Source organism: Streptomyces sp. R28, from assembly GCF_041052385.1.
GTDB lineage: Bacteria > Actinomycetota > Actinomycetes > Streptomycetales > Streptomycetaceae > Streptomyces.
In genome coordinates this window covers 8634977-8659675 of record NZ_CP163439.1, presented here as the reverse complement: position 1 = coordinate 8659675, position 24699 = coordinate 8634977, and the positions used below count along the sequence as shown (strand labels likewise).

Genomic DNA, 24699 nt, shown 5'->3' with positions numbered 1-24699 from the left:
CAGCGTCCATGGGTCCCGTCCTCACACGACCATGTTCCTGCTTGTCCGCCCGATGTGCACGGGGCGACGGCACCCGGTCCGGTGCCGAGAGCCTGCCGGCGCGCCCGGGCTGGGCATGACGGCGGGGTGGAGGGAGCATGGAGGTGCCGGCCGGCTCAGTCGTGGTACCCGGCTGTGACGGAGGCCGGCAGTCTCTGCCGGCCTGTGGCGGAGGAGCTGGGATGAGCGCCGAATCCTTCGAGTCCGACGGTGGCGGGTACGGCCCCGAGCCGCCCCGGCCGACCGGCCTGCTGGATGTCCTGAGCGTGGCCGCGGTGGTGGTCGACGCCGACGGGCGCATCGTGTTCTGGACCCCGCAGGCCGAGGATCTCTTCGGCTACACCTCCGAGGAGGCTCTCGGCACCTACGCGGCGCGGCTGTTCATCCACCCCGAGCACCTGCCGGCCGTCGCGAAACTGTTCGCCGAGGTGCTGAAGACCGGCCGGAGCTGGGCCGGCGCCTTCCCCGTGCGGCACAAGGACGGCAGCACCGTCCTCACGGAGTTCCGCAACATGCGGCTCCTGGACGATCTCGGGGACGTGTACGCCCTGGGGATCGCGGCCGACCACTCGCTGCTCCAGCGCGTGGAGACCGACCTGGCGCTGTGCGAGCGGCTGATCAACCAGTCCCCGATCGGGATCGCGCTCCTCGACCCCGACCTGCACTACCTGCTGGTCAACCCGGCACTGGAGCGCATCGACGCCACGCCGGCCGAGGACCACGTCGGCCGTCGGCTGCGCGAGACCCTGCCGCTGCCCGACATCGACACCATCGAGTCCGCCCTGCGTCAGGTGCTCACCACGGGCACCCCGCTGCTCGACCAGTACCACGTGGGCCGGCCTCCGGCCGACCCCGACCACGAGCACGCCTGGTCCCTGTCCTTCTACCGGCTGGACGACTCCAGCGGGCGGGTCCTGGGCGCGGCCATCTCGTTCGTCGACGTCACCGAGCGGCACCGCGCGGCCGCCGAGGCCGACCGGGCCCGGCGGCGTCTGGCCCTGGTCGCCGACGCCTCCACCCGGGTCGGCACCACCCTGGAGGTGGAACGGACGGCCCGCGAACTGGCCGACATCGCCGCCCCCGAGCTGGCCGACGTGGTCGCCGTGGACGTCCTGGACTCCGCCCTGGCCTGCCGCCGGATGCGCAAACCGGACAACGGTCCCGAACTCTTCCGTGCCCTCGCCCTGAAGGCGGCCTACCCCAGCGTGGCCCTGCGTGCCGCCGACCCGCCCGGTGACCTCGCCGCCTACGACGGCGACCGCCTCGTCACCCTGTGCGTCCACACCGCCCGGCCGGTGCTGGTGCGCCATGTCGGCGAGCACGACCTGCGGCGCATCGCCCGGGACGACGAGGCCACCTCCCTGCTGGCCCGCGCCGGCGTCCACTCGTATCTCGCCGTGCCGTTGATCGCCCACGGGGAGGTGCTGGGCGCCCTCGATCTCAAGCGCACCCGCAACCCGGTGCCGTTCGACCAGGACGACGTCGTCCTCGCCGGTGAGCTGGCCAGCCGGGCCGCCGTGGCCATCGACAACGCCCGCTGGTTCCAGAGCGTGCGCAACACCGCGCTCACCCTCCAGCGCAGCCTGCTGCCCGACCATCCGCCGCACCACACCGGCCTGGAGCTCGCCTCCCGCTACCAGCCCGCCCAGGCCACCAGCGAGGTCGGCGGCGACTGGTACGACGTCATCCCGCTGACCGACGACAAGACCGCCCTGGTCGTCGGCGACGTCATGGGCAACGGCATCGACGCCGCCGCCACCATGGGCCGGCTGCGCACCGCCACCTGCGCCTACGCGGACCTCGACCTCGATCCCGGCGCCGTGCTCCAGCACCTGGACAAGATCACCTGCGATCTGGAGCACTACATCGTCACCTGTCTCTATGCGGTGTACGACCCCCGCACGAAGCAGTGCCAGATCGCCAACGCGGGACACATGCCGCCCGCGCTGGCCCGCCCCGGCCGCGCCCCCGAACTGCTGGAACTGCCCACGGGAGCCCCCCTGGGCGTCGGCGGCATCCCCTTCGAGGCGACCACGGTCGACCTCGACCCCGGCGATCTGCTGGTCCTGTACACCGACGGCCTCGTCGAGACCCGGCTCCACCCCATCGACGAGCGTCTGAACGTCCTGCTCGGTTTCCTCGACGAACCTCACCGGCCCCTTGAGGAGACCTGCGACCTCCTGCTGTACGGCCTGCGCCATCCCGACGACCACGACGACGTCGCCCTTCTCGTCGCGCGGGTGCTGTAGAGCCGGCGCCCCGGGTCCCGTCGCTCACGCCCGCCTTGCCCGCGCGGTAAGCCCGGCGCACCCTGTTCGTATGGGTGCTCATGACGGCCCGACGCTGATCAACTCCGTCCAGCGGGCCTTCCGCCTGCTGGAGGCGGTCAGCGCGCACGAGAACGGCGCGCCGGCGAAGCAGCTGGCACGCGAGACGGGCCTGCCCCTGGCCACCGCCTACCACCTGCTGCGGACGCTGGTCCACGACGGGTACGTCCGCAAGCTCGACGACGGCGGGTTCATCCTGGGCGAGCGGCTCCAGATGCTGCACACGACGGGCCGGGCGCAGGCGCTGCTCAGCCGGATCCGCCCCACGCTCGCCGCGCTGCGGGACGAGCTGTCGACCGCCGCCTACCTCACCTTCTACGAGGAAGGGGAGATCCGGGTCGCCGAGATCGTCGACGGCCCCCGCACTCCCCGCGTCGATCTGTGGGTGGGGTTCGAGGACGCCGGACACGCCACCGCGCTGGGCAAGTCCGTCCTGCGCGAGCTGGACGACGAGGCGCGCAAGGACTACCTGTCCCGGCATTCGCTCGCCGACCTCACCCCCAGGACGATCACCGACAGACCGGAACTGCTCCGGCGGCTCGACTCCTCGCCGATGGCTCCGGCGGTCACGGACCTGGAGGAGTACGCCCTCGGCACGGTCTGCGTCGCGGTGCCGGTGTACAGCGGGAACACCCTCGGCTCACTCGGTGTCTCGCTGCGGGCCGATCGGCGCTCCCGTCTGGAGGAGATCACTGCGCGGCTGCTCCCGGCTGCGAGCCGCGTGACGAGAGGCCTCTCGCTCACTATCTGAAAATGCTGTCCTTGTCCCGCCCGCGCCGAACCTATTTCCTAGACGAAACGGACATTTCCTGGGCGGATACCCGCACACACGGGTGCATGCCCGCGCACACAGGTGAGGACAGCCGACAAGACATGAGCAAGGCCCCGCACCACGCTCGTGACCACGCGCCGAGGCGACTGGTCGCCGCCACGCCCGTACTGCCGATCCTGATCGTCTTCGCCATCGTGATCGTCGATCTCATCTGCGGGTCGGGGATGACCTCGGTGCCGCTGCTCGCCGTGGGTCCGGCGCTCGCCGCGACCACGAACGGGCCGCGCGGAGTCCTCTGCATCGGGCTGCTCGCCGCCGCCCTGGGCGCGACCCTCGGGATCCGTGACGGCGGACAGGCCCGCGAGCTGGCGGTCGTGCTGGCCGCCCTGATGGCCGTCACCCTGGCGAGTGGTCTGGCCAGTGCGCTGCGCGGGCGGCGCGAGCGGGTGCTGGCGGCCGTCCGCTCCGTCGCCGAGGCCGCCCAGCACGCCCTGCTGCAGCCCGTACCGGCGACGGTGGGACCGTTCCAGGTGGCCGTCCGCTACAGCGCGGCCGCGGCGGAGGCCCGGATCGGCGGTGACCTCTACGCGCTCGTGTCCACGCCCTACGGGGTCAGGCTGATCGTCGGCGACGTACGCGGCAAGGGGCTGCCGGCCGTGGGGACGGCCGCTCTGGTGCTCGGTGTCTTCCGCGAGGCCGCCTACGACGAGCCCGATCTCCTCGCCGTCGTCGCACGGATCGAGCGGAGCCTGGCCCGCAACCTGGGCAGCGACGACTTCGTCACCGCCGTGGTCGCCGGGTACCCGCGGGCGGGCCAGCTGGAAGTGGTCAACTGCGGTCACGCGCCGCCGCTGCTGGTCCGCGACGGTGTCGTCGTGCCGGTCGAGCCGGACCTCCCGGCACCGCCCCTCGGGCTGCGCACCCTCTCCGGCGAGACCCCCGCACTGCAGGTGCTGCCCTTCGCCGACGGGGACCAGCTGCTGCTCTACACCGACGGCGTCACCGAGGCCCGCAACCACGTCCGTGACTTCTACCCGCTCGCCGAGGGGCTGGCACGGCACACGTCCGAGGAGCCGGCACGCACGGTCACCGCACTCCACGACGAACTGCTGGCCCACGTGGGCGGCCGACTGCACGACGACGCGGCCCTGCTGCTGCTCCGCATCCCTGTCGCCCCCGAGCCGCCGGCGGTCCCGGCGACGTCCGACGCCGGGCGCATCGAATCGTGCCGCCATTAGAGATACCCGAGGGACACGAGGCTCTGTCGATATGCGGCTCCGCCGCGCGGGCGCGACCAGCCACGACGGCGCGGCAGACGAACGACGGCAGGAACCCGGCACCACCTCACGGCTCTCCCGGCGGAGCGCCCCGTGTTAGAAAAGAGGCATGGCCGGAAACCTCGGCCGCCTGCGCTCCCTGTTGAGCGCGCGCACCGTCGCCCGGCAGGTCTTCGTGCTGCAGGCGGCGATCGTGCTGCTCCTCATCGCCGCCGCGGTGGCGGCCCTGGTGCTGCAGGTCCGCAACGACACCGAGCGGGAGGCCCGCAACAGGTCCCTCGCCGTGGCCGAGGCCTTCGCGAACGCACCGGGCGTCGTCGAGGCCCTGGCCGATCCTGATCCGACCGCGCTGCTCCAGCCGCGTGCCGAGGCGGCGCGCGAGGCGACCGGCGTGGACTTCATCGTCGTGATGACCAAGGACGGGATCCGCTACACGCACCCCAACCCCGACCGGATCGGCAAGCACTTCGTCGGCACCATCGCACCGGCCGCGGCGGGCGGGGTCGTCCGGGAGACGTACACCGGAACCCTGGGCCCGTCCGTGCGGGCCGTGGTCCCCGTGACCGACGGCGACGGCGAGGTCGTCGGCCTGGTGGCCGCCGGGGTGACGCTGGCCAGCGTGGGCGGGGTCGTGGACCACCAGCTCCCGGTGCTGCTCGGCTCGGCGGTGGCCGCGTTCGCCCTCGCCACCGGCGGGACCGCGCTGGTCAGCCGGCGGCTGCTGCGGCAGACGCACGGGCTGGGGCCCGCCGAGATGACGCGGATGTACGAGCATCACGACGCCGTCCTGCACTCCGTACGGGAGGGTGTGCTGATCCTGGACGGCCGGCGGCGGCTGGCGCTGGCGAACGACGAGGCGCGCCGGCTGCTCGGGCTGGCCGCCGACGCGGAAGGGCGGCTCTGCCTCGACCTCGGCATCGGAAGCGACCTGGCCGCACTGTTCGCCTCCGGGCGGGACGCCACCGACGAGGTGCACCTGGCGCGGGGCCGGCTGCTGGCCGTCAGCCAGCGGTCGACCGACCGGGCCGGCGGGCCGCCCGGCAGCGTGGCCACGCTGCGGGACACCACCGAGCTGCGGACGATGACCGGCAGGGCGGACGTGGCGCAGGAGCGGCTGAAGCTGCTGTACGACGCGGGGCTGGAGATCGGCACCACCCTCGACGTCACGCGCACCTCGCAGGAGCTGGCCGACTTCGCGGTGCCGCGGTTCGCCGACTTCGTCAGCATCGACCTGGCGGATCCGGTGCTGCGCGGCGGGGAGCCGAAGCTGGGCCGCACCGACATGCGCCGGGTCGCGTTCAGCGGCGTGCGGGAGGGCAGCCCGCTCTATCCGATCGGGAAGCTGATCCACTTCGCCCCGGCCACCCCGCAGGCCTTCGGCTTCGGCACCGGCCAGACCGTGCTGGAGGCGGACATGCCCGCCTTCTCCGGCTGGCAGGAGCAGGATCCCGAGAACGCCCGCGGTCTCGTGGATTTCGGGATCCACGCGATGCTCACGGTCCCGTTGCGCGCCCGCGGCGTCATCATGGGCATGGCCACCTTCTGGCGCGCCGACCGGCCCGAGCCCTTCGAGCAGGACGATGTCTCGGTGGCCGAGGAGCTGGTGGCCCGCGCCGCCGTCAGCATCGACAACGCCCGCCGCTACACCCGCGAGCACACCCTGTCGGTCACGCTCCAGCGCAGCCTGCTGCCCCGGGCCCTGCCCGCCCAGAGCGGCCTCGACGTCGCCTACCGCTATCTGCCCGCGCACGCGGCGCAGGGCGGGGTCGGCGGGGACTGGTTCGACGTCATCCCGCTGCCGGGCGCGAGGGTGGCGCTGGTCGTCGGGGACGTCGTGGGACACGGGCTGCACGCGGCGGCCACGATGGGACGGCTGCGTACGGCGGTCCACAACTTCTCCACCCTGGACCTGCCGCCCGACGAACTCCTCGGCCATCTGGACGAGCTGGTGGCCCGTATCGACCAGGACGAGGGCGACGGCGAGGCCGCGCCGGTCACCGGGGCCACCTGCCTGTACGCCGTGTACGACCCGACCTCCGGGCTGTGCACCCTCTCCCGCGCCGGCCACCTCGAACCGGCCCTCGTCCACCCCGACGGCCGCGTCGAGTTCCCCGCCGTCCCGGGCGGGCCCCCGCTGGGCCTGGGCGGCAGCCTGCCCTTCGAGGCGACCGAGCTGCGCCTGTCCGAGGGCAGCGGTCTCGTGCTGTACACGGACGGGCTGGTCGAGGACCAGAGGCGGGACATCGACGAGGGGCTGGAGCTGCTGCGCGGGGCGCTCGCCGCGGCGCCGCCGACGCACGGCCGGACGCCGGAGGACACGTGCAAGGCGGTACTGGAGACCCTGCTGCCCGAGCGGCCGCGCGACGACGTCGCCCTCGTCGTCGCGCGGACGCGGATGCTCGCCGCCGACCGCACCGCGTCCTGGGACGTCCCGGACGACCCCGCGGCCGTGGCCCGGGTCCGGGCGGCGGCCACCAGGACGCTGGACGACTGGGGGCTGGCGGAGGAGGCGTTCACGACGGAGCTGATCCTCAGCGAGCTGGTCACGAACGCCCTGCGTCACGCCACCGGCCCCATCCACGTCCGCCTGATCCGCGACCGCGCCCTGATCTGCGAGGTCGCCGACGGCAGCAGCACCGCCCCGCATCTGCGCAGCGCGGCCACGACGGACGAGGGCGGCCGGGGCCTGTTCCTGGTGGCGCAGTTCGCCGAACGGTGGGGCACGCGGTACACCGCGGAGGGCAAGGTGATCTGGACGGAACAGCCACTGGCTCAGGGACCGGCACCCACCTGACCCAGGGCTCAGGACTCGGGGGCGCTCAGGTGTGCGTCCGCACGCGGTTTGCAAAGCGCGTGTGACGAAACCGTTGACGCAGGCATGGCGCACTCTTATCTTCTGTCCCAATCACGATCGGAATCACGAACTCCGTTCGAAATTACGGACATGGACGGTCTCGTATGCCCCGGATGTCTCACCTACCGCTCAGGAAGCGCCGCAAATCGCTGATCCTCTGCGTACTCGCGGCCCTCCTCGCCCTGGTGGCGACCACCCAGCCGGCATCCGCGGCCGACGGCCGCCCGTATACAAATCCGCTGAAGTCGTTCAAGGGCGCCGACCCCTGGCTGCAGTACCACGACGGCAACTACTACCTGATCACCACGACGTTCACCGGCATCCTCGGCATCCGCAAGTCGCCGACTCTCGCGGGCCTCGCCACCGCGCCCAACGTGCAGGTGTACGCGGACACCACTTCGACGCGCAACACCAACTTCTGGGCGCCGGAGATGCACCTGTTCAACGGCCACTGGTACGTCTACTACTCGGCCGGGCAGAGCGGCGTCGCCTGCTGCGACTCGCAGCGGACCCATGTCCTGGAGAGCGCCGGCACCGACCCCATGGGCCCGTACACCTACAAGGGCTCGCTCACCGGCTCCAATCTCACGCCGGGCGGCTGGCTGATCGACGCGAGCGTGCTGCAGGCGAACAACAAGCTGTACCTGATGGGCAGCGGGTTCATCAACGGCAGCACGCAGAGCCTGGTCATCGCGCCGCTGAGCAATCCCTACACCCTCGCCGGCAACACCTTCACGATCATCTCCAGCCCGACCCTGGACTGGGAGCGCTCCGGCAACCCCGTCAATGAGGGCCCCGAGCCGCTCTACCACAACGGCCGCACCTTCCTGACGTACTCCGCGAGCTCCTGCCAGACCGCCGACTACAAGCTCGGCCAGCTGGAGCTGACCGGCTCCGACCCGCTGAACCCGGCCTCCTGGACCAAGAAGCAGACGCCCGTCTTCCAGCGCAGTGACGCGGGCAGCGTCTACGGCCCCGGTCACAACGGCTTCTTCTCCTCGCCCGACGGCACCGAGAACTGGATCGTCTACCACGCCAACTCCGCGTCCAACGGTGGCTGCGGCAACGGACGCACCACCCGCGCCCAGGAGTTCACCTGGAACGCCGACGGCACCCCGAACTTCGGCACCCCCGTCGCCCTCGGCACCACGCTGCCCGGCCCGTCCGGCGAGACGGCGGCGACGCCGACGTCGTACACGCTCGTCAACCGCAACAGCGGCAAGTGCCTCGACGTGAACGGCGGCAACACGGCCGACGGCACCAACATCTTCCAGTGGAGCTGCACCGGCGGCGCCAACCAGAAGTGGAAGCTCGAGGACCTGGGCGACGACACCAACCGGCTGGTCAACGTGGCGACCGGCAAGGTGATGGACACCGCCGAATGCTCCGCCTCCGACGGCGCCGACATCCGGCAGTGGTCCTGGCTGAACAACAAGTGCCAGCGCTCCCGCCTCGTCTTCACCGCGAGCGGCGACTACGTGCGGATCGTCAACGAGTCCACCGGCAAGGTCGCCGACGTGGCCGACTGCGGCACCGCGAACGGCGCCGACGTACGGCAGTGGACGTGGCTGAACAACAACTGCCAGCAGTGGCGACTCGTACCCACGACCTGATTCCCCGACTCCCGCACTGGAGAAGCACCTTGAGACGCAACGCCGTACGGCTGCTCACGGCCGTCCTGATGGCCCTCGCGGCCTGCCTCGCCGGGCCCGGTCCCGCCGCCCAGGCGGCCGTGCCCGCCTCCCCCGCCGTGACCTTCACCAACCCGATCGCGCTGCAGCGCGCCGATCCGCACATCTTCAAGCACACCGACGGCTTCTACTACTTCACGGCGACCGTTCCGGCGTACGACAAGATCGTCATGCGCCGGCCCACCACTCTTCAGGGGCTCTCCACCGCCCCGGAGACCACGATCTGGACCAAGCACGCGAGCGGTGAGATGGGCGCCCACATCTGGGCCCCGGAGATCCACTTCATCGACGGCAAGTGGTACGTCTACTTCACCGCCGGCTGGTCCACCGACAAGTGGAAGATCCGGCCGTACGTCCTGGAGTCCAGCTCCGCCAACCCGCTCACCGGCACCTGGACCGAGAAGGGCCGCATCTCCCTGCCGCTGGACACCTTCTCGCTAGACGCCACGACGTTCGTGCACAACGGCACCCGCTACCTCAGCTGGGCCCAGAACGACCCCGCCGTCGGCGCGGGCACCAACATCTACCTGGCCCGGATGTCCAACCCCTGGACCATCACCGGCAGCCCGGTGATGATCTCCCGGCCCACCAACGCCTGGGAGAAGGTCGGAGCGACCGTCAACGAGGGCCCCGCCTTCATCCAGCACGGCAGCAAGGTCTTCATGACCTTCTCCGCCAGCGCCACCGACGCCAACTACTGCCTCGGCCTGCTGACCGCCGACGCCACCGCCGACCTGATGAACCCGGCGTCCTGGACCAAGAACCCCCAGCCGGTCTTCAAGAGCAACGACGCCACCGGCCAGTACGGTCCCGGGCACAACAGCTTCACCACGTCCGAGGACGGCAAGTCCGACATCCTCGTCTACCACGACCGCAGCTACAAGGACATCACCGGCGACCCGCTCAACGACCCCAACCGCCGCACCCGCGTGCAGAAGGTGTACTGGAAGGCCGACGGCACGCCCGACTTCGGCATCCCGGTGGCCGACGGGGTCACGCCGCAGCGCCTGTCGTCGTACAACTTCGCGGACCGGTTCATCCGGCACTGGGAGTACCGCGCCAAGATCGAGGCCAACGTCTCCCCGCTCGCGGACTCGCAGTTCCGCGTCGTGACCGGCCTGACCGGCAGCGGCACGGTCTCGCTGGAGTCGGCCAACTTCCCCGGCTACTACCTGCGGCACAAGAACTTCGAGGTGTGGCTGGAGAAGAACGACGGCACGGCGCAGTTCGCGTCCGACGCCACGTTCTACAAGCGGGCGGGGCTCGCCGACTCGGCCGGGGTCTCCTACGAGTCGTACAACAATGCCGGGCGCTACATCAGGCACTACGACTACCTGCTGTACGTCCAGACGCCGAGCACGGCGACGGACAGGGGGGACGCCACGTTCTACGCCCAGTGAAAAGCGGGGGCCGGGCCGCGTGCTGCCGCCATACCGGCGGCGGCCGCTGCCCTGCTCCTGACGCGCACGGGGCGCACATAAGATCACCGCGTGGCCGAATTCCTGCTCGAACGCACGGTTGCGCTCCCCCTCGACGAGGCGTGGCGCCGTGTGACGGTGTGGCCCCGCCATGCCCGGGCCGTTCCCCTGACCCGCATCACGGTCACGCCCGCCGGACCAACCCACGAGGGCACGCTCGTCGTCGCCCGCTCCGGAATCGGCCCGCTCTCCTTCGCCGACCCGATGGAGGTGACGGTGTGGCAGCCTCCCGAGGACGACTCACCGGGCCTGTGCCGGCTGGAGAAGCGGGGCCGGGTGGTCACGGGCTGGGCCGAGATCGAGGTACGGCCGGGGCCCGGCGGGCGTGCGCGGGTGGTGTGGCGGGAGGAGCTGGGGGTGCGGTTCCTGCCGGGGGGCTTGGACGGGGTCGTGCAGCGGGTGGGGCGTTATGTGTTCGGGCGGGCTGTGAATCGGTTGCTTCGGGGGACGTGACGGGTGGCGACGACTCCTACGCGGATGCCGCCCTGCGCGCCGTCCACGACGGCTGGGGCGAGCTGTACCAGCTGATGGGCGGCAGCGCGGGGATCGGCCTCGGGGCCCTCCTGCTCGGGCGGGACGCAGGAGTGTTCCGTGTCAGTCGGTCAGCGGCTGGGCGACGGTGGCCAGGTGGTCCCTGGTCTCGGGGTCGACGGAGAAGATGACCAGCCCTTGGGAGGGGCGGGTGAACAGACAGCGGTAGGCGTTGCGGACGAGTTCGTCGCCTGCGCCACGCTCGCTCAGTTCGGGCTTTCCCCGCAGGTCGAGGTTGGCGCCCGGGTCGATCACCCAGGTGTCGTCCCGCCACACCATGTCCGTCCCCATGATGACGCCGCACCAGTCGTATTCCAGGCCGTCCACGTCATGGACGGACGCCACATGGCGCCAGGTCTCCGCCTCCGTCGGCCGGAACACGGACTGACCGCCTGCGTGGAGCCAGGGACGTTGCCAGTCACCGATCCGCAGCGGCTGCCCTTCGAAGTGACCCGCGGCCAGGACCACCTCCATGCCCTCCGTCCAGCGCCGTGCGAGGAAGGCTTCCAGCGCTTCGACGGTGGGCGCGATGTGGACACCCTCAGCGCGGGAGACCCCGCGGCCGCCCCTCCGGGTGGACCGCCCGCCGAGGACCTGCGTCACCCAGTCGCCGTGCCGCGTGCCGAAGCGGAAACGTAGGGGGTTGTCCAGTTGCAGGCTCCGGTCGGCATTGCTCGGGAACAGCCCTCCGAGATCTCCGGGAAGCAGCGCACGGGACTCGTCGACGAACAGGACCAGCCGCGTGCAGTAGTCCATCAGGGTGTTCAGCGCAGAGAAGCCGCCTCCGACCGTCTCTCGCTGCAGCCCCCGGACCCCCAGTAGCTGGGCGTCGTCGCAGATGATCACCGGGAGCCTGCCACGGGCCAAGAGCATTTTCATGTCGGTGATCTCGTCGTGTGGCTGCGGTTGGCCCGTCGGACTGGACGCGGCTGCGCGCGGTGTCGGAGTCACTCAAGTCGGAGGTGTACGTGTCCCTCGCGGGCGCGGGACGGTACCGGACCGCGCCCTCCGAGGCCGAGGCCAGGCTCCGGCAGCGGCTGATCGAGCTCGAACTGCAGGCCTCCGGCCTGGCCCGCCACCTGCACGGCGTCGAACCAGTGGCGCGCGACCTGCCCCCTGTCCGCGGCTTCGACGACTATGTCGACGCACGCGTCATCCAGCAGGTCGAGGGCTACTACCGGCCCCAGTCGCTCATGATGCGCTCCCGCACCACGCTGCTCCGTCGCCTGGAGGTGACGCTCGCGCTTGCGGGCACGTTGCAGGGTGCGCTGGCCGGCGGCTTCGGGATCGCACAGCTCGGCGTGTGGATCGCGGTCGTCACCACCGTCGGTACCGCCGTGACCGCGCACGCCGCGGCCGGCCGCTACGCCTACCAGGAGATCGAGTACTCCCGTACCGCCCAGGAACTCCAGGCGCTCCGGCTGGCCGGCCCGTCCAGCGCATCCGACATCGCTGAACAGGACCGGTTCATCGCCCGCTGCGAGGACGTCATCTCGGTGCAGAACGACGCCTGGATGGTCAAGTGGGCGGGGGCGTGAGGCGGCACCCGCGCGATGGTCTCGATCTTCATCAGTCACAGTTCACGGAACGACCCGCTCGCCGACGAGGTCCGCGAGAGCGTGGCGCTGGCACTGCGGGACGCCGGGCACACGGTCGAGGTGGACCGGGACTCCCTGCGGGAGGGACAGGAGTGGTGCCCGGCGTTGTTCCGCATGATGGCCGAGTGCGACGCGGCGCTCGTGCTGCTCGGCCGGGCGGCGCTCGATTCGGCGTGGGTACGCAAAGAGGCGAGCATCCTGATGTGGCGCCGGTCCCTCAACCCGTCCCTGTACGTGCTTCCGGTACTGGTCGGCGATGTCGACACGGCGATGCTGAAGGACAAGGGGTTCGACGACCTGCGCCCGCTGCTCGCCGCGCGCACCACGTACGACGGGACAGAGGAGGACGACGAGGACGAGCAGCCGGAGCGGGACGACGGGGAATACGTCGCGGCGCTCACGGCGGCCGTGACCGCGCAGTTCTCCGACCTGCCCGACCTGAGCGGCCTCAGTGATCCGATGCGGGCCTGGCTGAAGGTCATCGCCGAGTATCTGAGGAAGGTGAAGGACCCGCGGGCCCTGGTGAAGTTCGGGATCGACGTGGGCATCGACCCCGCCGACCAGCATCAGTTGGAGGCTCAGCAGGGCGCGTGCCATTACGTCGCCCACCATCTGCTCGGGCCCGTGCCCCGGGACCAACTCCCGTACGCCGTGGACAGGTTGGCGCCCTATCTCGAGGAGGATCCGCTGCGTCGGCTCGTGGTCCAGCTCGTCCCTACGTGGATCGACGGGGACGCGGCCCGGATGCTGCTGCCGTCACCGGTGCTGGCCACCAAGCACGTCGTCGCACTCAACGCGCACGCGCCGGACATAGCCGTGCAGTACGTGGACCGGGCGATGTGCCTGCAGTTCTCGCGGTACAACCAACGCGAGGTGGGCGCGCTGCCGACCGGGGAGCACACCGTGGAGGAGTTGTTCGCCATGTGCGTGGAGCCTGTACGCCAGGTGTCGCGCAACCCCAAGTGGCTCGCGCCCGAGCGCTACCGCGCCCACGCGGAGAACTATCTGCACTGCCTCGTCCTCGACGTCCAGGGCAGGCGTCCGGCGCTCGTCGGCGAACTGGTGTACCGGCTCCACCGGACCTTCCCCTGGCTGCTCGTGGTGCTGCTGACCGGCGACACGGCGGCGGACGGGCTGAATGGGCATGTGGCTGGGCTCTCCGTGCTGCCCGCTCTGACCGTGGACGAGGAGATACGCGTGCACCAGCTGACCGAGGATCTCAAGGAGCTCCCCGACCGTCACACCGGCGCCCGGAAAGGGTAGGAAGACATGAGCGGCAACGACACCGTCCCGAAGCGGCGACCGGACCCCGACCGGGAGGCGCCGGACCGACGCGACGGGCGGGTGTACATCATGCAGGACGACCTGGACCTCGCCGTCGACGTCGCGCTGGCGGCCAACCGTCCGCTGCTGCTGCGCGGCGAACCCGGCTCGGGCAAGTCCTCGGTGGCCGCGTACGTGGCGCGCAAGCGCAAGTGGCGTTACTACGAGCAGGTGGTGACCTGCCGTACGGAGGGCAAGGACCTGCTGTGGACGTATGACCACGTGCGCCGGATCGGCGACGCCCAGGCACTGCCGGCGGGCGGCCAACTGGACAATGCCCGCTATGTGCTGCCGGGGCCCCTGTGGTGGGCGTTCGACCCGGTCTCGGCGGGTCGTGCGGCGCGGCGCGGCAAGGGCGCCCAGTCGCATCCCTGGGCCGCGGCCAACCAGGGGCGGGCCCACCACAGTGCGGTGATCCTCATCGACGAGATCGACAAAGCCGATCCGGACATGCCCAACAGTCTTCTGGTACCGCTGGGTTCGCACCGGTTCACCGTCACCGAGACCGGGAGTCGAGTGGCCCGGAACCGCGTGCCGAAGTCGTGCGGGGGGAGCGAACAGGGCCAACTGCTCATCATCATCACCACGAACGAGGAACGGGAATTGCCGCAGGCGTTCCTGCGGCGCTGTGTCGTGCACACGCTGCGGGCGCCCAAACCTCACCGACTCGTCATGATCGCCGAGGCGCACTTCCTCGACGAGTACGGTGAATTCACCGATGCCGAACGGGAGTTGGCCACACAGCTGGCGCACACGGTGGACGCGCGGCGACCGGAGGCACGGGACAAGGGGTTGCGGCCGCCGAGCACCGCCGAGTACCTGGACGCGCTGCGCGCCTGCCACGAGCTGGACATCACCCCGGACGACGACCGATGGGAGGCGGTGCAGGACCTCACCCTCCTCAAACCGCAGCAGTGGGGCGACCCACAATGAGCAGCGAGGTCTGGCTCGGTGATCTGCTGCGCGCGGCGGCCGCGCAAGAGCCGGAGTCGTTCGCCGCGGTGGCGCGGCTTCTCGGGTTCGAGCGGGTCGCTCGTGCCGTTCCGCAGGCGGAGCCCGGCCGGGCAAAGGGCACGAGCGTGACGCAGGCCGCCTCCGATCCCCGCGCCCGGCCGGGCGGCTCGGAGCTCACGCCCGTGGAGCCACCGCGTCCCTCTCCCCCGCCCGAACCTCGCCCCGAGACGCCTGCGCCGATCTCCTCCGCGCCCCCGCTGCTCACACCGGTGTACCGGGAACCGCCCCGCCCTGTGGTGTGGTCGGCCGAGCCGCTGCCGCGTCATCCGCCGGCCTCCTCCGGGCCACTGCCGCACCAGCCCCTGTTGGCACCGCGTTCCGCGTCAGCGGTCACCCAGACGGGGGCCGCGCGCCGCGCGCCGGGACGTGAGATCGACATCCCGGCGGTGGTGGCGGACCTATCGCTCGGCCGTCCGCTGCTCCGGCTACCCGCACGTCCCGAACCAACCCTGCGTTTCGGGGTGCAGCTCCTGGTCGACTGGGGCGTCGGCATGCAGCCCTTCCACCGGGACGCTCAGGAATTGGTGCGACAGGTCCGAGCCACCGTCGGGCGCGACCTCACCGAGGTCCTCTACTTCGAGGACTGCCCCTCGCGCGGCGCGGGCCCCGCCGACGGCCGGGCGTGGCCGTCGTACGCCCCGCCCGCCCCCGGTACGCCCGTGCTGCTCGTCACCGATCTCGGCATCGGCGGCCACACCTTCGCCACGCGCCGCGCTGGCCGGCAGGAGTGGGAACACTGGGCGGGTCCCCTTCGCCGTACCAACCGGGTGGTGGCGTTCGTGCCGTACCCGCGACGCCGCTGGCCGAAGTGGGCGACCAGCCTGGTACGGATGGTGCCGTGGGACCGGGGCACGACGGTGGGCTGGGTGCGGGCCCACGTCGGCTGACCGAGGCCGCACCAACCGCTCAGGCCACCGACCCGATCCGCCCCGCCGGCGTGGACGTGGACGCCGCGTCGTGATGGATCGGCGTGTGCGCGCCCGTCAGTGAGACCCCGCTGCCGCCCCGCCGGTGGGCGACGATCTCCGAGGCGATCGACAGGGCCGTCTCCTCGGGTGTACGGGCGCCGAGGTCCAGCCCGATGGGAGAGCGCAGCCGCGCCAACTCCAGCTCGGTGACGCCGACTTCGCGCAGCCTGTCGTTGCGGTCCAGGTGGGTGCGGCGGGAGCCCATCGCGCCGACGTACGCCACCGGCAGGCTCAGCGCGAGCTGGAGCAGCGGTACGTCGAACTTGGCGTCGTGGGTGAGGACGCACAGGACGGTGCGGGCGTCCACGGAGGTCCGTTCCAGGTACTTGTGCGGCCACTCCACGACGATCTCGTCGGCCTCCGGGAAGCGGGCCTTCGTCGCGAAGACGGGGCGGGCGTCGCACACCGTCACGTGGTAGTTGAGGAACTTGCCGATCCGTACCAGCGCCGACGCGAAGTCGATCGCGCCGAAGACGATCATGCGGGGCGGCGGGACCGAGGACTCGACCAGCACCGTGAGCGGGGCTCCGCAGCGCGAGCCCTGCTCGCCGATCTCCAGGGTGCCGGTACGGCCCGCGTCGAGGAACGCGCCCGCCTCGGCCGCGACGGTGCGGTCCAGTTCGGGGTGGGCGCCGAAGCCGCCCTCCCAGGAGCCGTCGGGGCGGACCAGCAGGGCGCGGCCCGTCAGCTCGTCCGGCCCCGACACGATCCGTGCCACCGCCGCCGCCTCGCCGCCCGCGGCCGCCCGCAGCGCGGCCGCGACCACCGGGCGGGCCGGATCCGCGGCCCGTACCGGCGTGACGAGGATGTCGATGATGCCCCCGCAGGTCAGGCCGACCGCGAAGGCGTCCTCGTCGCTGTAGCCGAAGCGTTCCAGGACCGTCTCGCCGTCCTGCAGCGCCTGCCCGCACAGCTCGTACACCGCGCCCTCCACACAGCCGCCGGAGACCGAGCCGATCGCCGTGCCGTCGGCGTCCACCGCGAGCGCGGCGCCGGGTTGGCGGGGTGCGCTGCCGCCGACCGCCACCACGGTGGCCACGGCGAAGTCGCGTCCCTGCTCGACCCACCGGTGCAACTCCTCGGCGATGTCCAACATCTCTCGGTCTCCTTGACAGCGGTTGTGCGGAGGGCGGTTCACCGATCGGTCAGTGCACGCCCATCCAGCTCTCAATGGGATTGAGGGCGAAATAGACCAGGAAGATACCTGTCAGGGCCCACATGAACGCCCCGATCTCCCGGGCCTTGCCCTGAGCGCCCTTGATGGCAACGTACGAGATGACACCGGCGGCGACACCGGCCGTGATCGAGTACGTGAACGGCATGATCACGACGGTGAGAAACACCGGGATCGCGGTGGCCCGGTCCGACCAGTCCACGTGCCGCGCGTTCATCATCATCATGGCGCCGATGACCACCAGGGCCGCCGCCGCGACCTCGCCCGGCACGATCGCCGTCAGCGGGGTGAAGAAGAGGCAGGCCGCGAAGAACAGTCCGGTGACGACCGAGGAGAGGCCCGTACGGGCACCCTCGCCCACGCCGGTCGCCGATTCGACGAACACCGTCTGGCCGGACGCGCCGGCGACGCCGCCGATCGCACCGCCCGCACCGTCGATGAACAGCGCCTTGGACAGGCCCGGCATCCGGCCCTTGTCGTCGGCGAGCTTGGCCTCGGTGCCGACGCCGATGATCGTCGCCATCGCGTCGAAGAACCCGGCGAGCACGAGGGTGAAGACGATCATGCCGACGGTCATCGCGCCGACCTCGCCCCAGCCGCCGAACTCGACGTTGCCGAAGATCGAGAAGTCCGGCATGGAGACGGCGCTGCCGTGCAGTTCGGGAGCGCCGCTGGCCCACTGCTTGGGGTCGATGACGTCGAGCGCGTTGAGGGCGACGGCGAGGATGGTGCCGCCGACGATGCCGATCAGGATCGCGCCGGGGATGCCGCGCGCCTGGAGCATGAAGATCGCGAGGAGGGTGATCGCGAAGAGCAGCACCGGCCAGCCGGCGAGTTCACCGGCCGGGCCGAGGGTGACCGGGGTCGCCTTGCCCTGGTGCACGAAGCCGGCCTTGACCAGGCCGATCAGGGCGACGAACAGGCCGATGCCCATGGTGATCGCGTGCTTCAGCGCGAGCGGGATCGCGTTCATGATCATCTCGCGCAGGCCGGTGACGACCAGCAGCATGATGACCACGCCGTACATCACACACATGCCCATGGCCTGCGGCCAGGTCATCTGCGGGGCGACCTGCGAGGAGAGGACGCCGGAGACGGAGAGGCCGGCGGCGAGGGCCAGCGGCACCTTGCCGAAGAAGCCCATCAGCAGCGTGGTGAAGGCCGCCGCGAACGCGGTCGCGGTGATCAGGGCCTTCTGGGCGAGGGTGTCCCCCGCCGCGTCCTTGCCGGACAGGATCAGCGGGTTGAGCAGGAGGATGTACGCCATCGCCATGAAGGTGGTGATGCCGCCGCGCACCTCGCGCGCGATCGTGGATTCTCTCTTGGTTATGTGAAAGTACCGGTCGAGCCAGGACCTGCCGGCCGGGACGCGGGTGCCTTCTCCCGCGTCTTCGGCTGTGGTCGCCGGCTCCAGGGACTGCTGGGTCATGTGGGCCTACTCCCAAGGTTCATAGGGACACCCGCGGGTTGCCTTCGGCGGTTTGGCGGGATTTGGGAAGGTGCTTCGGCCGCACGACCCGGGGGACGGCCCGAGACGAACGAACTGGATCTGTGGTGCTGGTACGTGCTGGTACGTCAAGTTCCGCGAGCGGTGCGGTACTTGGTTCCTCCGGGCGGCGCGGCGAAGTGTGACGTTCCCGGCGCCGCCCGGAGAGCCTTGCTGGATTCCTTCCGGATTCCTCGCTGTTTTCCCTACGCGGTGCCGGTGAGGTGTTCCGGCCGTACCGGCGTCCGGTTCAGCTCCAGTCCCGTCGCGTTCCGGATCGCCGCGAGGACGGCCGGGGTCGACGACAGGGTGGGGGCCTCGCCGATGCCCCGCAGCCCGTACGGGGCGTGGTCGTCGGCGAGTTCGAGCACGTCGACGGGGATGGTCGGCGTGTCGAGGATCGTGGGGATGAGGTAGTCCGTGAAGGAGGGGTTGCGCACCTTCGCGGTCTTGGGGTCGACGATGATCTCCTCCATGACCGCCACGCCGAGACCCTGGGTCGTACCGCCCTGGATCTGGCCGATGACGGACAGCGGGTTGAGCGCCTTGCCGACGTCCTGGGCGCAGGCCAGCTCGATGACCTTCACCAGGCCGAGCTCGGTGTCCACCTCGACGACGGCGCGGTGCGCGGCGAAGGAGTACTGGACGTGGCCGAAGCCCTGGCCGGTGCGCAGGTCGAAGGCCTCGGTCGGACGGTGCCGCCACTCGGCCTCGACCTCGACGGCCTCGCCTTCGAGTACGTCGACCAGGTCGGCGAGGACCTCGCCGCCGTCGGTGACGACCTTGCCGCCCTCGAGCAGCAGCTCCGCCGTCGCCCAAGCCGGGTGGTAGGAGCCGAACTTGCGGCGCCCGATCTCCAGGACCTTCTCGCGGACCAGCTCGCAGGAGTTCTTGACGGCGCCACCGGTGACGTACGTCTGTCGCGACGCGGACGTCGAACCGGCGCTGCCCACCTGTGTGTCCGCCGGGTGGATCGTCACCTGCGTGACGCCCAGCTCGGTGCGGGCGATCTGCGCGTGGACGGTGACACCGCCCTGGCCGACCTCCGCCATGGCCGTGTGCACGGTCGCGACGGGCTCGCCGCCGACGACCTCCATGCGCACCTTGGCGGTGGAGTAGTCGTCGAAGCCCTCGGAGAAGCCGACGTTCTTGATGCCGACCGCGTAGCCGATGCCGCGTACGACGCCTTCGCCGTGCGTGGTGTTGGACAGACCGCCCGGCAGCTGCCGTACGTCCGCGCCCTCGCTGCTCTCCCACTGGCGCTCCGGCGGGAGCGGCATCGCCTTGACGCGGCGCAGGAGTTCGGCGACCGGCGCCGGGGAGTCGACCGGCTGCCCGGTCGGCATGATGGTCCCCTGTTCCATGGCGTTCAGCTGCCGGAACTTGATCGGGTCCATGCCGAGCTGCTTGGCCACCTTGTCCATCTGCGCCTCGTAGGCGAAGCACGCCTGGACCGCGCCGAAGCCGCGCATCGCGCCGCAGGGGGGGTTGTTGGTGTAGAGGGCGATGGCCTCGATGTCGACGTCCTCGACGACGTACGGGCCGATGCTGAGCGAGGAGGCGTTGCCGACGACCGCGGGGGACGCGGAGGCGTACGCGCCGCCGTCCAGCACGATCCGGCACTTGACGTGGGTGAGCTTGCCGTCCTTCGTGGCGCCGTGCTCGTAGTAGAGCTTGGCGGGGTGGCGGTGGACGTGCCCGAAGAAGGACTCGAACCGGTTGTAGACGATCTTGACGGGCTTCCCGGTCCGCAGCGCCAGCAGGCAGGCGTGGATCTGCATCGACAGGTCCTCGCGGCCGCCGAAGGCCCCGCCGACGCCGGACAGCGTCATGCGGACCTTGCTCTCGGGCAGGCCGAGGACGGGCGCGATCTGGCGCAGGTCGGAGTGCAGCCACTGGGTGGCGATGTAGAGGTGGACGCCGCCGTCCTCGTCCGGCACGGCGAGGCCGGACTCCGGGCCGAGGAAGGCCTGGTCCTGCATGCCGAAGGTGTACTCGCCCTTGACGATGACGTCGGCCCGCTTCGCGGCCTCCGCCGCGTCGCCGCGGAGGATCGGCTGGCGGTGCACGATGTTCGGGTGCGGGACGTGGCCGCTGTGGTGGTCGTCGCGGCCCTCGTGGACGAGGATCGCGTCCGGGGCGGTCGCGGAGGCCTCGTCGGTGATGACGGGCAGCTCGCGGTACTCGACCTTGATCTTGGCGGCGGCGCGGCGCGCGGTCTCCGGGTGGTCGGCGGCAACGATCGCGACCGGCTCACCGTGGTGGCGGACCTTGCCGTGCGCGAGGACCGGGGTGTCCTGGATCTCCAGGCCGTAGTTCTTCACCTCGGTCGGCAGGTCGTCGTACGTCATGACGGCGTAGACGCCCGCCATGGCGAGGGCCTCGCTCGTGTCGATGGACACGATCTCGGCGTGCGCGACGGTGGAGCGCAGGATCTGACCCCAGAGCATGTCCTCGTGCCACATGTCGGACGAGTACGCGAACTCGCCCGTGACCTTGAGGGTGCCGTCCGGGCGGAGAGTGGACTCACCGATGCCGCCCTTGGTCTGGGAACCCTGGGTGATCTTCGTAGGAGCGCCGTTGGTGGGCATGTCGCTCAGACCGCCTCTCCCTGCCGGGCGGCCGCGAGGCGGACCGCGTCCATGATCTTCTCGTAGCCGGTGCAGCGGCACAGGTTGCCCGACAGGGCCTCGCGGATGTCCGCGTCGGTCGGGTTCGGGTTCTGCTCCAGCATCTCGTCGGCGGCGACCAGCAGACCCGGCGTGCAGAAGCCGCACTGGACGGCACCGGCGTCGATGAACGCCTGCTGGATCGGGGAGAGTTCGGTGCCCTCACCGGTCTGCGAGTCCTGCCCCTTGGCCGCCCACTGCTGGGCGTCCTGCAGCGAGGTACCCGCTTTCCCGTCCGTACCGCAGGCACCGGTCGCACAACCACCGCGCTCGGCACGCTGCTTGGCGAAGTCGGCGAGCCCCTCGACGGTCACGACCTCGCGGCCCTCGACCTGGCCGGCGGCGACCAGACACGAACACACCGGCACACCGTCCAGCCGGACCGTGCAGGACCCGCATTCGCCCTGCTCACAGGCGTTCTTCGACCCCGGCAGACCGAGCCGCTCGCGCAGCACGTACAGAAGGCTCTCGCCCTCCCAGACGTCGTCGGCTTCCTGCGGACGTCCGTTGACAGTGAAGTTGACGCGCATCAGGCGACACTCCCCTTCTGATTGGCACGGCCGTCAGTGCCGCGGTACGACTCCCAGGTCCAGGTCAGCGTGCGGCGGGCCATGATGCCGACCGCGTGGCGGCGGTAGCTCGCCGTGCCCCGGACGTCGTCGATCGGGTTGCAGGCGCCGGAGCACAGCTCCGCGAACTGCTTGGCGACCGACGGGGTGATGATCTTGCCGTTGTCCCAGAAGCCGCCCTCTTCGAGCGCCGCGTTCAGGAACTCCTCGGCGGCCTTGGCCCGCACGGGCGTGGGAGCGGCCGAGCCGATTCCGGTACGGACGGTCCGCGTCTCGGGGTGCAGCGCGAGCCCGAAGGCGCACACGGCGATGACCATGGCGTTGCGCGTGCCGACCTTGGAGTACTGCTGCGGTCCGTCGGCCTTCTTGATGTGTACGGCCCTGATGAGCTCGTCGGCGGCGAGCGCGTTGCGCTTCACGCCGGTGTAGAACTCGTCGATCGGGATACGGCGGCTGCCGCGCACCGACTCGACCTCGACCTCGGCGCCTGCCGCGAGGAGGGCGGGGTGGGCGTCGCCGGCCGGGGAGGCGGTGCCGAGGTTGCCACCGACGCCGCCGCGGTTGCGGATCTGCGGGGAGGCGACCGTGTGCGAGGCGAGGGCGAGGCCCGGCAGCTCGGCGCGCAGGTTCTCCATGACGCGGGTGTACGGGACGGAGGCGCCGAGCCGCACACTCTCCTCGCCGACCTCCCACTCGTAGAGGTCGCCGATGCGGTTCAGGTCGAGGAGGTACTCGGGCCGGCGGTGGTCGAAGTTGATCTCGACCATCACATCGGTGCCACCCGCAATCGGCACAGCGGTGGGGTGCTCGGCCTTTGCGGCGAGCGCCTCCTCCCAGCTGGCGGGGCGAAGGAAGTCCATGACCGGCTCTCTTCTTCGTCTCGTGGGTCGTACGGTTTGAGCCAGATCAGGTGCGGCAGTCCCGGCTCGTTCATGTGCTGTTAACGCGCATTGACGTCAGTACACAGCGCCGTGCTCCACCGGGGTCAGTCACGGAAACCATGAAGGAGTTGGCTGGCCAGGGCGGGCATCTTGTAGATTCGTATGAACGGAGGGCACCTGTAACCTCCTGGTTTTTCCGTGGAAACGTGAGACACAGCCCTTGTGACCAGGGACACAGCCGGGACACAGCTCCGAAGACGGCGGTCACCATGGACCGGCCCGCCGGACGGGCCGCTCACCACACGAGCCTCCTGGATCCATCGTAGATTTCGAGACAAAGAACGGCGGCGACGAGAATGCGGCTGCGCGCACTGCTGGACACCGACGCGCTGGGCCTCAAGCTGCTCGGCGGCGAGGAAGAGCTGGACCGCACCGTGCGCGGTGTGATGACCACCGACCTCAGGGACCCCAGCCGCTATCTCTCGGGCGGTGAGCTGGTGCTCACCGGGCTGGCCTGGCGCAGGAACGCCGCGGACTCCGAGCCTTTCGTCCGCCTCCTGGTGCAGGCCGGCGTGGCCGCCCTGGCGGCCGGTGAGGCCGAGATGGGCGACATCCCCGAGGACCTGGTGCTGGCCTGTACCCGGCACCGTCTGCCGCTCTTCGCGGTGCACGAGTCGGTGGCGTTCGCGACGATCACCGAGCATGTCGTACGGCAGGTCAGCGGCGAGCGGGCCGGGGACCTCGCGGCCGTCGTCGACCGCCACCGCCGGATGATGACGTCGGGCCCGGCGGGCGGCGGCCCGGACGTCGTCCTCGACCTCCTGGGCTCGGACCTGGACCTGCGGGCGTGGGTGCTGTCGCCGACCGGGCGGCTCATCGCGGGCTCGATGGAGGGTGGCCCGGCGCTGCCCGCGGACATGTGCGCGAAGCTGGCGGCGGAGCACCTGTCGGCCGCCCGCACGGGCCGTCGCGGCCCCCACCGCATGGCCATGGGCAGCACGCCGTACTCCCTCTTCCCGATCCGCAGCAGCGGCCGCTCCCCGCGGGCCTCGCGGGACGTGCGCGAGACGGTGCTGTCGGACTGGCTGCTGGCCGTGGAGGCGGACGCCAGCGACTGGCCCGAGGAGCGGCTCGACCTGCTCCAGGGCGTCACCCAGCTGATCGCGGTGGAACGGGACCGCAGGGACGCGGCCCGCACGGTCCGCCGCCGCCTCGCCCAGGAGGTCCTGGAGCTGGTCCAGACGGGCGCGGCGCCCGCCGAGATCGCCGCGCGGCTGCGGGTGGCGGGGCCGGTGCTGCTGCCCGGCCTGGGCGCGGCCCCCCACTGGCAGGTGGTGGTGGCCCGCGTCGAGTGGGAGGGCGGGGAGACCGAGCCCGGCCCGATCGCCCAGTCCCTGCTGGAGGAGATCCTGGTCGACCCGCTCGCGACCGGCCCCGAGCCGTCCGACCGCATCGCTGTGGCCCACACCGGCGACGAGGCCATCGCCCTCGTGCCCCTCCCGGCGGTCTCGTCGGAGCACGACGGCTCCGAAGCGGGGATCCACGCGGACGCCCTCCTCGAATCGATCCGGGACGCGCTGTCGGCGGGCCTGGACGGCGACGGCCGGGTCACCCTCGGCGTCAGCGCGGCGGTGCACTCCGCGGAGGGCCTGCGCGGCGCCCTGGAGGAGGCCCGGCACGCCCGCCGGGTGGCGGCGGCCCGCACGGGCCGGGTCTGCGCGGCCGGCCACCAGGAGCTGGCCTCCCACGTCCTCCTGCTCCCCTTCGTGCCGGACGACGTACGCCGAGCCTTCACCGCCCGCCTCCTGGACCCCCTGCGCGACTACGACCGCCGCCACCGCGCCGAACTGATCCCCACCCTGGAAGCGTTCCTCGACTGCGACGGCTCCTGGACCCGCTGCGCGACCCGGCTGCACCTGCACGTCAACACACTGCGCTACCGAGTGGGGCGGATCGAGCAGTTGACGAGCCGGGACCTCTCCCGGCTGGAGGACAAGCTGGATTTCTTCTTGGCATTGCGGATGAGTTGAGCCCTCCCGAGCGCGTTT

General features: G+C 71.1%; 18 protein-coding genes. 12 read left to right on the top strand and 6 right to left on the bottom strand.

Annotated features, from left to right (window positions below; translation table 11 throughout):
• Window positions 1-221: 221 nt before the first annotated feature.
• The 7 genes from AB5J49_RS37885 to AB5J49_RS37855 all read left to right on the top strand — a co-directional run bounded on the left by AB5J49_RS37885 (window position 222) and on the right by AB5J49_RS37855 (window position 10891).
• On the top strand, window positions 222-2288 hold the full coding sequence (locus tag AB5J49_RS37885) for a SpoIIE family protein phosphatase (RefSeq protein WP_369173370.1): 2067 nt from the start codon (window positions 222-224) through the stop codon (window positions 2286-2288).
• 70 nt (window positions 2289-2358) lie between these two features.
• Window positions 2359-3117, top strand: coding sequence for an IclR family transcriptional regulator (locus AB5J49_RS37880; RefSeq protein WP_369173369.1), 759 nt, complete (start codon window positions 2359-2361; stop codon window positions 3115-3117).
• A gap of 122 nt (window positions 3118-3239) precedes the next feature.
• A complete protein-coding gene (locus AB5J49_RS37875) occupies window positions 3240-4376 on the top strand; it encodes a PP2C family protein-serine/threonine phosphatase (protein ID WP_369173368.1) in 1137 nt (378 codons plus the stop codon).
• A gap of 148 nt (window positions 4377-4524) precedes the next feature.
• Entirely contained in the window at window positions 4525-7209 is a 2685-nt protein-coding gene (locus tag AB5J49_RS37870) for a SpoIIE family protein phosphatase (protein ID WP_369173367.1), read from the top strand.
• Window positions 7210-7382: 173 nt separating this feature from the next.
• Window positions 7383-8882 carry a family 43 glycosylhydrolase gene (locus AB5J49_RS37865; protein ID WP_369173366.1) on the top strand — a complete coding sequence of 500 codons (1500 nt, stop codon included), beginning with the start codon at window positions 7383-7385 and terminating at the stop codon, window positions 8880-8882.
• A 68-nt stretch (window positions 8883-8950) separates the two neighbouring features.
• Complete coding sequence (locus AB5J49_RS37860) at window positions 8951-10360, top strand: family 43 glycosylhydrolase (RefSeq protein ID WP_369175391.1); 1410 nt, start codon at window positions 8951-8953, stop codon at window positions 10358-10360.
• 90 nt (window positions 10361-10450) lie between these two features.
• On the top strand, window positions 10451-10891 hold the full coding sequence (locus AB5J49_RS37855; RefSeq protein WP_369173365.1) for an SRPBCC family protein: 441 nt from the start codon (window positions 10451-10453) through the stop codon (window positions 10889-10891).
• Window positions 10892-11032: 141 nt separating this feature from the next.
• Here the strand turns inward: AB5J49_RS37855 and AB5J49_RS37850 are convergent, their stop codons facing one another.
• On the bottom strand, window positions 11033-11842 hold the full coding sequence (locus AB5J49_RS37850) for a DNA/RNA helicase domain-containing protein (RefSeq protein WP_369173364.1): 810 nt from the start codon (window positions 11840-11842) through the stop codon (window positions 11033-11035).
• A gap of 23 nt (window positions 11843-11865) precedes the next feature.
• On the opposite strand from AB5J49_RS37850, the gene AB5J49_RS37845 reads away from it, so the two are divergent.
• The 4 genes from AB5J49_RS37845 to AB5J49_RS37830 are packed head-to-tail and all read left to right on the top strand — an operon-like array spanning window position 11866 to window position 15791.
• Window positions 11866-12507, top strand: coding sequence for an SLATT domain-containing protein (locus AB5J49_RS37845; RefSeq protein ID WP_369173362.1), 642 nt, complete (start codon window positions 11866-11868; stop codon window positions 12505-12507).
• 15 nt (window positions 12508-12522) lie between these two features.
• A complete protein-coding gene (locus AB5J49_RS37840; RefSeq protein ID WP_369173361.1) occupies window positions 12523-13830 on the top strand; it encodes a toll/interleukin-1 receptor domain-containing protein in 1308 nt (435 codons plus the stop codon).
• Between the two features lie 6 nt (window positions 13831-13836).
• Window positions 13837-14823 carry an AAA family ATPase gene (locus AB5J49_RS37835; RefSeq protein ID WP_369173360.1) on the top strand — a complete coding sequence of 329 codons (987 nt, stop codon included), beginning with the start codon at window positions 13837-13839 and terminating at the stop codon, window positions 14821-14823.
• Window positions 14820-15791, top strand: a complete 972-nt coding sequence (locus AB5J49_RS37830) for a hypothetical protein (protein WP_369173359.1) — start codon at window positions 14820-14822, stop codon at window positions 15789-15791. Before AB5J49_RS37835 ends, AB5J49_RS37830 begins: the two co-directional genes overlap by 4 nt.
• A gap of 19 nt (window positions 15792-15810) precedes the next feature.
• On the opposite strand, the gene AB5J49_RS37825 is transcribed toward AB5J49_RS37830, so the two are convergent.
• From AB5J49_RS37825 to AB5J49_RS37805, 5 genes are all read right to left on the bottom strand, one after another.
• Window positions 15811-16968, bottom strand: coding sequence for an XdhC family protein (locus tag AB5J49_RS37825; RefSeq protein WP_369173358.1), 1158 nt, complete (start codon window positions 16966-16968; stop codon window positions 15811-15813).
• A gap of 49 nt (window positions 16969-17017) precedes the next feature.
• Window positions 17018-18475 (bottom strand): NCS2 family permease, encoded by a 1458-nt coding sequence (locus tag AB5J49_RS37820; protein ID WP_369173357.1) that lies wholly within the window; start codon window positions 18473-18475, stop codon window positions 17018-17020.
• Between the two features lie 263 nt (window positions 18476-18738).
• Window positions 18739-21123, bottom strand: a complete 2385-nt coding sequence (locus AB5J49_RS37815) for a xanthine dehydrogenase family protein molybdopterin-binding subunit (protein WP_369173356.1) — start codon at window positions 21121-21123, stop codon at window positions 18739-18741.
• Between the two features lie 5 nt (window positions 21124-21128).
• On the bottom strand, window positions 21129-21731 hold the full coding sequence (locus AB5J49_RS37810) for a (2Fe-2S)-binding protein (protein ID WP_369173355.1): 603 nt from the start codon (window positions 21729-21731) through the stop codon (window positions 21129-21131).
• Window positions 21731-22630 (bottom strand): xanthine dehydrogenase family protein subunit M, encoded by a 900-nt coding sequence (locus tag AB5J49_RS37805; protein ID WP_369173354.1) that lies wholly within the window; start codon window positions 22628-22630, stop codon window positions 21731-21733. Before AB5J49_RS37805 ends, AB5J49_RS37810 begins: the two co-directional genes overlap by 1 nt.
• Before the next feature lie 377 nt (window positions 22631-23007).
• Between AB5J49_RS37805 and AB5J49_RS37800 the strand changes: the two genes are divergently transcribed.
• Window positions 23008-24681: a PucR family transcriptional regulator gene (locus AB5J49_RS37800; RefSeq protein ID WP_369173353.1), complete on the top strand. Its 1674-nt coding sequence runs from the start codon at window positions 23008-23010 to the stop codon at window positions 24679-24681.
• The last annotated feature ends 18 nt before the right edge of the window (window positions 24682-24699 follow it).